The following is a 622-nucleotide window of genomic DNA, read 5'->3' as shown; positions in this document are numbered from 1 at the left end:
CCAAGGCTGTGGCCCTTGGTGAAGCATTGGATCCGTCCTTCAAGACCTATGCGGAGCATGTGGTGAAGAACGCAAAAGTTCTGGCCGATACGCTGATCGAGGAAGGGCTGAACATCGTTTCCGGCGGAACCGATAACCATCTGATGCTGATCGATACCCGCAATCTGGATATTACGGGCAAAGACGCGGAGAAGGTGCTGGATTCTATCGGCATCACCGTGAACAAGAATGCCATCCCGTTCGATCCGACGAGTCCGTTTGTAACGAGCGGTATCCGCATCGGTACGCCTGCGGTAACTTCCCGCGGCATGGATGAGAAGGCGATGGTTACCATCGCGAAGGTTATTGCCATGACATTGAAGCAGCCTGAAGACGAGGCGACCCTTGAACAAGCAGGCCGTATGGTGGCTGAGCTTACAGATCAATACCCTCTCTATGCCGAAATGAAATATTAATCACAGTTTAGTCCGTTCCAGAGGCTTATGATAAGAGGACCCCGCCTGATGCAGGTGGGGTCCTTTTCCAGAGCTATAAACATTCTGGCCAGATTGCTTTGCTCATATTTTTCCAGTCAGGCGACTGCGGATAGCATCAATATAGGCGAAAATGGAAAACCTAGGTC

1 pseudogene is annotated in these 622 nt (G+C 51.3%); it reads left to right on the top strand.

The window, feature by feature from the left end:
* Positions 1-455: pseudogene (locus tag C3B52_RS35740) on the top strand (serine hydroxymethyltransferase); the annotation flags it as partial.
* Positions 456-622: the final 167 nt, after the last annotated feature.

The sequence above is a fragment of the Brevibacillus reuszeri genome (assembly GCF_002897295.1).
In the GTDB taxonomy this organism is placed as follows: Bacteria; Bacillota; Bacilli; order Brevibacillales; family Brevibacillaceae; genus Brevibacillus; species Brevibacillus reuszeri_A.
This window is presented reverse-complemented; position numbering and strand designations above follow the sequence as displayed.